At 49.0% G+C, this 7,257-nt stretch carries 5 protein-coding genes; 1 reads left to right on the top strand and 4 read right to left on the bottom strand.

Going from position 1 to position 7,257, the window contains the following annotated elements:
* Positions 1 to 249: 249 nt before the first annotated feature.
* From ACNRUY_RS25390 to ACNRUY_RS25375, 4 genes are all read right to left on the bottom strand, one after another.
* Positions 250 to 1,053 (bottom strand): helical backbone metal receptor, encoded by an 804-nt coding sequence (locus ACNRUY_RS25390; protein ID WP_488114461.1) that lies wholly within the window; start codon positions 1,051 to 1,053, stop codon positions 250 to 252.
* A 34-nt stretch (positions 1,054 to 1,087) separates the two neighbouring features.
* Positions 1,088 to 2,716, bottom strand: coding sequence for an alkaline phosphatase (locus tag ACNRUY_RS25385; RefSeq protein ID WP_488114460.1), 1,629 nt, complete (start codon positions 2,714 to 2,716; stop codon positions 1,088 to 1,090).
* A 182-nt stretch (positions 2,717 to 2,898) separates the two neighbouring features.
* Entirely contained in the window at positions 2,899 to 3,447 is a 549-nt protein-coding gene (locus tag ACNRUY_RS25380; protein WP_488114459.1) for a BMC domain-containing protein, read from the bottom strand.
* Positions 3,444 to 4,781: a 4Fe-4S dicluster domain-containing protein gene (locus tag ACNRUY_RS25375; protein WP_488114458.1), complete on the bottom strand. Its 1,338-nt coding sequence runs from the start codon at positions 4,779 to 4,781 to the stop codon at positions 3,444 to 3,446. Before ACNRUY_RS25375 ends, ACNRUY_RS25380 begins: the two co-directional genes overlap by 4 nt.
* Before the next feature lie 266 nt (positions 4,782 to 5,047).
* Here ACNRUY_RS25375 and ACNRUY_RS25370 point away from each other — a divergent pair, with 266 nt between their 5' ends.
* Positions 5,048 to 7,186 (top strand): hypothetical protein, encoded by a 2,139-nt coding sequence (locus ACNRUY_RS25370; RefSeq protein ID WP_488114457.1) that lies wholly within the window; start codon positions 5,048 to 5,050, stop codon positions 7,184 to 7,186.
* The last annotated feature ends 71 nt before the right edge of the window (positions 7,187 to 7,257 follow it).

Below are 7,257 nucleotides of genomic sequence, written 5' to 3'. Positions count from 1 at the left end.
CAACAAAATACCTGTCTCGTTACCTCGGGTGGAAAAGGTTTCTTAAAACTCAACTCTTCTCAGAGGAGGCTTTTTTAGATCAAGTTTCTATACATTGGGTAGAGCAACACTTAATTTGAACAGCGCCCAATAGAACCGTTAAGCAACCCGTTTGGCCCGGCTTCAAAAATAGCAAGGGAGAGGTTCTGTCTAAAGGTATTGTCACAACTTAATGGTGAAGCTTCGATATGTCAAAACACCGAAAGTGGTTCACCGCTTGTCCAGAGATGTAAACAACCACATAAAATAATCAGCAGCCAGGTTCAACCGGCTGCCGGTCCAGCAGAACATCTCACCATCCACAAACTGGCAGGAGGCGTTGACCCCAGCGTTCTTCAGCTCCTGAGCATGCCGATCACGGAAAGGGTAAGGCTCTGAAGACAATAGCAGTCTATCTGGAGCGGCCTGGAGCAATTGCTCAACGGTCACTTCTGGATAGCGGTCAAGATCCCCAAAGACATTTTCCATCCCGCACAGGTTCAGTATTTCATTGATAAAGGTATTACCTGCAGCCACCCGCCAGGGTTTTCTCCAGATCAAATAAGCTACTCTGAGCGCTTTTCCTTCCACCTTCCGGGTCATAAGGCGGGTCATCTTTTCCTGGATTTCAGATACAAGATGGAGCGCTGCTTCCTCAGTACCCGTCAGCTCACCAACCGATGCAATCATATTCAGGGCGTCATCAAGGGTTTGAATATCACAGAGCCAGACCGGGTATTGCTGTTGAAGCCGTTCAATGCCCTCTTTGTAATTTTCTTCCTTGTTGCCCAGAATCAAATCTGGCTTGAGCCGGTCAATAGCATCAAAATCAAACCCTTTCGGGCCACCAATAATGATTTTGTCACCACGGGCATTCTCTGGATGGACGCAGTAACGGGTAACCCCGACAACCCGGTCACCAAGCCCCAGATCAAACAACAACTCGGTCATGGAAGGAACCAGGGAAATGATGCGCGATGGCTCTGAGTCCACAGCTACTTTATTCTGCATCTGATCAGTCAACCACCGCTTCATAACCGGTTCCTTATGGGTTTCAGGTTTATATCTTTTAACGCAACATATCTTTAGCCATCTGGCCCACTTCAGGATGGGTCAGATATTTAGAGAATGCCTGCATGGCTTCATCGGGCCCATAGGCCATCACCAGCACCGGAGTGTTGGTATGAGTGCCCGTTCCCCACACAACATACTGCTGTTCAGCCAGTACATGCCCCATGAGGTTCCAGTGGGTTTCATCGCCATACACATAGAAGGAGTCAAACAGGCTTTTCACCGCCGGCCAGGACTGCTGGCCCAGGTAATCATGACCTTCTACATAAAACCGGTTCTCCACCCGCTCCATGGCCCGGGCCGCCATCGCTTCGGTCACTTTAAAGTCATGATGCTGTTCCATCATTGCCGCCAGCCGGGCCGGAGTCTGCTCCGCTTTCGGCAGGGCCTTGAAGTCACCCCAGATATTCTTGTTGCTGCGGCTCTGGGCGAAAATACGGTCCAGAAGACTCAAGTCAACAAAGTTAAACATGGGCTGGTAAGGTTCGTCCCCAAAACCGGGCTCTGGCAGGGAAACCTTCTCAGGCACATCTTTCATGCTGTAGCTGAAGCCAAAAGAGCCGGTTTCATGGTCTGCAGTAACGATCACCAACGTGTCATCCCGCTGCTCAGCCCAATCAAGCACATAACCGATGGCATCATCAAATTTGACCATGTCATGGAGCATCGCACCCACATCGTTTTCATGGCCCGCCCAGTCAATCTGGCCGCCTTCCACCATCAGGAAAAAGCCTTCTTCTTTTTTAGAAAGCACATCCAGCGCCTTGGCGGTCATTTCTTTCAGGGTTGGCTCCGTGCGGTTCACATCATTTTTGGTGGCATTGTATTCAATACCGTCCATCATCCCTGAATTGGCAAACAGACCCAGCAGTTTATCGCCACTGGCAGCGTTCATCTGCTCCCGGTTGAAAGCCAGCTGGTAACCGGACTGTTCCGCCTGGGTCAGCAGATTCAGGTTATCCCTGCGCTTGGAGCTCACACTGAAACTATGATCGGTCTTTTTGACCATAGCATCGTAAACCGCACCTTTGTCGTTAACAGCAGCCGGAATGAAATGGCGAAGCCCGCCGGACAACATGACATCCGGCCCGATGCGAATCATGTCCTCAGCAATTTCATTTTCCATGCTGCGATGGGAGCGATGAGCGGCAAAAGAGGCAGGCGTCGCATGAGTAAGCCGGGTATCAGACACCAGGCCGGTGGCTTTACCCAGTTTCTGGGCTCTCTCAACAATGGTCTCGAGGTATTCACCTTGAGAGCCAACCCCAATCACCTCACTCAATGTCGGATAGCCTGTGGCCAGCTGGGTGGCTGAACAGGCTGAATCCACCACAATTTTATCTTTGGGGCCGGTGTTGGAAATACCCAGTACCCCTTTATCAATTAATTGTTCAATGGCGGTCGGTTGGCCATTATAGATCGAATGGGGCGCACGCCGGGCATAGGTTTCCAGCAGGCCAACCTGCTGTGGCCCCATCCCGTCACCAATCATCATGATGACGTTCTTTACCCCGGGCGGTGATTTAACCGCAGGTTCTGATACTGAGTCTTTGCCCGGCGAACTACAGCCAGACAAAGCCAGTGCCGCACCGGCCATTAAGGCAGCGGCTAACTTTACCGATTTCATAGGATTACCCTCCAGGTTAATAACTTCAGGATCTCAACCCGAGCCATCTGCTCATTTTTTCTAATCAATTAAATAAAGCCCGTAAAAGCTTTAGAGAGATGGCTGTTTAAAAACGGGCGGGGCACCCTCTTCCCCCGAGTCAGGTGCCCCGCCGTTTACCTCTTACCACTGAAGACTGCTGATCAAAGCAGCTTCTGGAAAAACGCTCTGGTCGGTGACGGAATTACTGTTTTACCAATCAGCATTCCCGCTTCACTGGCCGCCATCACCCCGGAGTCCACTCCGGCATTGACGGCGGATAACTCGCCGGTCATGACAATGAACGACTTACCACCAATGGCCATAGCCAGACGCACCTCAATCATTTTCACATCCGCCGCCTTGGCAGCAGCGTCAGCAGCGATCACCGCAGAGGCCACGCTGAAGAACTCCAGAACCCCCACCGCATTCACCTGACTGATGTCGTTCGAACCACTGAGCCCGGCCAGCAGTTCTTCATGGATATTGGCAATCAGCAACCGGTCGACAATGGTCTGACGGCCGACCTCTTCACCCGCCTCCACCGAGGCTCTGACGGCAGCCACATCACCGGACACGATGATCAGATATTTTCCAGGGCAGATGGTTTTGGCTTCTTCAAGCCGGATGTCCGCCGCTTTGGTCATGGCGTCCGCGGCTTCCATCCCTTTTGCAATACTGGTGAATTCCAGCAATCCCAATGCTTTGCTCATAACGCCTGCTCCCGGGCAATCACTACCTGGTTTTCATTCACATCAACCACCTGGCCACAGATACTGGCATGGATCATCGAACCCAGCTTGCCTTCCGGGATCGCACCAATCAGCTGCCCTTTTTCCACCCGGTCACCCACCTTCACTACCGGCTCACTGCCTGCACCAATGTGCTGCCACATGGAAAGACGGACCCTGTCGCTGTCCACTGCCTGGAACTCATGAAGGGGCTGATGGTCATAGTCGTTCAAATCGAGCCTTGAGATCAGCCTGGCAGGAGGGACTTTGCGGAACTCTCTGCCATCCCGGGCAATGACGTCACTGCCATCGTGCTGATAGCGAATGCCTTTTTCCCGGAGTTTGCCAGCGATATAGAAATTCACCTTGCGGGGGGAAATGCCCATAGGGCAGGAGTACATTTCACAAACCCCACAACCGCAGCACAGCAATGCTTCACTGTGGGACTCATTCAAATCCTCTGCATACTTCACGGCATTCATCATCTTGTGGGGGTGCAGCGGGTGGCCAATCAAATAACGGGGACACTGTTCCGTACAGAAGCCACACTGTATGCAGGCTCTTGCCCGATTGATGATCTGGGTGTCGGTCTCGTTCGCACGACTGACCAGATAATGATCAGCAGGAATGACGATCAGGGCTCCATCGGTTTTGGTGATGGACATGCCCGGCAACTGTTCCTGGTCAATCATGCCGCCCATCATGGGGCCACCGCGAATAACGCAGAAATTGCTGATGGTGGTTCCCCCAGCCGCTTCCAGGCAGGCTTCAAAGGAGGTACCTACAGGCACCTTGATCAACCGGGGTTCCCTGACTTCCCCGAGCACCGACACGTACTTTTCCGTGACCGGCTGATTCTGGCTGGCCTCAAACACATTGATCATGGTCATGACATTGGAGACCACACAGCCCACATTCAGGGGAATACCACCCGGCGGTACTGAACGACCGGTGACTTCAAACACCGTCATCTGCTCATCACCGGCGGGATAGAAATTCTGGAGATCATGGATCTCCACCTCCGCCTCCAGGCGCTCAATGGTTTCCCGAAGACTGGCCACTTCCCTGACGTACTTTCCCTTAACCGCAATCACGGCCTTTCTGGCTTTCACCTGGGCTTTGGTCAGCAGAATACCGCCAATCAATTCTGCCGCCCGCTCGCGCATCAGAAACTGATCGGTCTGCAGCAAAGGTTCGCACTCGGCGGCATTGATAATCAGGTATTCCGCTTCAGCATTGAGTTTGACATGGGTGGGAAAACCGGCACCACCGGCACCCACCACCCCGGCCTGGCGGACAAGCTCGACTAGATCCATGGTATTTCCACAGCAATAACAAGGGGATATGCCGGAGGTAAAAGGGCCGGCATGCATCAAATCTGTGTCATTTAACAGTGGAAAGATGATAAGGGCCGCGGCCAGGGGGGCTCTTGTGTCAGGTCAATATCCCTGCGGGGCCGGATATTGACCTGAATCAATATTCGGAAGGTGCTGGCCAAATGTGGAACTTTATTCCAAAAATAAAGTCTTTTGGATAGAAATTACCTCATGAAGCAATTTTACCTAATATAGGAAGCCTCAACATGGATCGCCTTTCAGAAGCACCTTATGCTTCTTCTATAGAGATGCCACCCCTTAGTAAGGAAGGAGGGGCAATCCGTAAACAACCGGCCAAAGCACCAATAACTTCCCATCAAAAGGAAAGCTGGAGCGTTGACTCAGAGGGCGGTAAAAGTATGAGAATGCGGAAGGTAAGCCACAAAACAATGGCAGTAAAAGTGGAGGCACCTCTTTTTCTTACTGAAGATCAGCTTTCCGAACAAGCCAGGGAATTAATTGAGTTATACAGAAAAAAAGATGCCCCCTCTGAAATGGAGATTCAAATGGAGATCCAAGGTGATCCTGAAGCAACAGCCCTTTTCAAGTACATTCAGTCCATGAAAGAAACCGAGGAAGAAGGGAGTAACCCATCACAGGAAAGTGCCAGTGAAAGCCTCCGATCACATTTTCATCACCGGGGACCCAAAGTCAAAAAGAAAACAATTAAAAAACAGCAGAGAAGATGGGAAAAAGAAAAAAAGAAGCAAGAACAAGCTTCATTATCAAGACAATATGAATTAATGAAAAGGACAGTAGCTATTCCCAAAATATTGAGCGCAATGATAAAAGACTGTAGAAAAAAAGGCATTGATGAAAAAAAGTATACAGAATCAATAAAAGATCTTAATGAAGTCGACTTTCTTCTTAACGCTATTTCTCAGAACCTCCCCGACCTTCATTTCAGGTCAAAAAAAGCCAGAGCACATATAGAAATAATGAATGGGTACTATATAGAGTCTATCCATAACTTTGAAGCACTTCAAAAAGATAGATCCCGAGTTGATGTTTCTGAATCTATGTTTCTGGTTGGACTGTATCTTGGTATGAAAAGATTCAACCCACAAAAAGAGGGAATGACTATACTCCCCTGCTTTAATTCAGAGAAAGCCTATAGCACTCTGATGAATGCATTGCCAAAAGAGCAGCAGCCTGATCACGCCTGGACAAGCTTTTGCTCAGACTCACCAGTGAATTATGAAATGATGAATGGCCTTCTGAAAATCAAGCACCAGTCAAACTGGGATATCGATCATGAAGTAGCCGAAATTGTAAAATCAGGTTACTCTTTTCATCTGGAGACACTGGCTTGTATGTCTGCTCACAAGCATATTGAAATGAATCGATATGATTCTGCAGCATCAGACATTCGACTCCTACAAGAAAAGAACACTGCCTTGTTTGACTACTATATGGCGCGTATAGCGCATAAGAAAGGTGATTACCTAAAAGCACTGGAACTTTATAATCTATCTCTGAAAAGGGAGACCCCCGTCTTCCAGGAAATTTATGACATATTAATCGCATTAGGTGATAAAACAGAGGCTGCTACCTGCCTTCTGGCAGCGGAGCAATTTTATAGAGATAAGAACTGTCTACACGAAGCCGCCTACTATGGAATTCGGGCTGAAGTATGCTCTTTAGAAGCCTTACAAGAAAAACTGATATCCAGAAAATCCAGTAAGCAAACGGTATGTGCTAGCCCAGAACCACCATTAACAGATCAGTTTCAAGACAAGCCAGTTACTCCACCAGAAGATAAAGACATCATCGTTAAAACGCAGAAACTGGCATTTGAATCAGAAGCCTCATTGGGTTCAAGTGACGACGGGGCAGTACCCAGAGAGCCGAAAGAAGTGATACCAGATGAAATCAGTTGTTTTTATATGTTGAACAGCATGATTGACCAGTTCAAACGTAACCCATCGGAAGCCTTTGATGAAGAACAAATATCCATGGAATTTTCCCGTATTCTTCAAGAATACCCTGACGATCTATGGTTACTTCACTCTCATGGCTGGTGGTGTTTTGAGCAAGGGGATTTATCAATGGCCAAAACACAACTATTAAGAGGACTTGAACTTGCCTTAGGACGGAAGCCAAAACTGAAAACAAGAACCGCTTTTCAGGAAGAAAAGAAACAAGCTGGCCTTATCCTGAATATTTTGCTGAAACAGTTCGAAGAGACCCGACCAACCCCCATGACAGAATCATGGCAGAATCAAGCCAGAGATGTTGCAGCTTTCCTGAGCGCATACGCGCACATCCTTGTTGCAGAAGGGTTGACTGCAGGGCAAAAACATGATCACCAATTGAACAGCGCCATCAAGAAACAGCCTGTATAATCAGGGTTTTTCCTGTCTTTCGATGTCTGCAAAAGCCCTGTTTTCCAAATTCTCCTCGCTCACTGATAAGC

The organism is Endozoicomonas sp. Z74, from assembly GCF_057680865.1.
The sequence above is the reverse complement of the archived record's forward strand: the minus strand, read 5'-3'. Positions and strand labels throughout refer to the sequence as shown.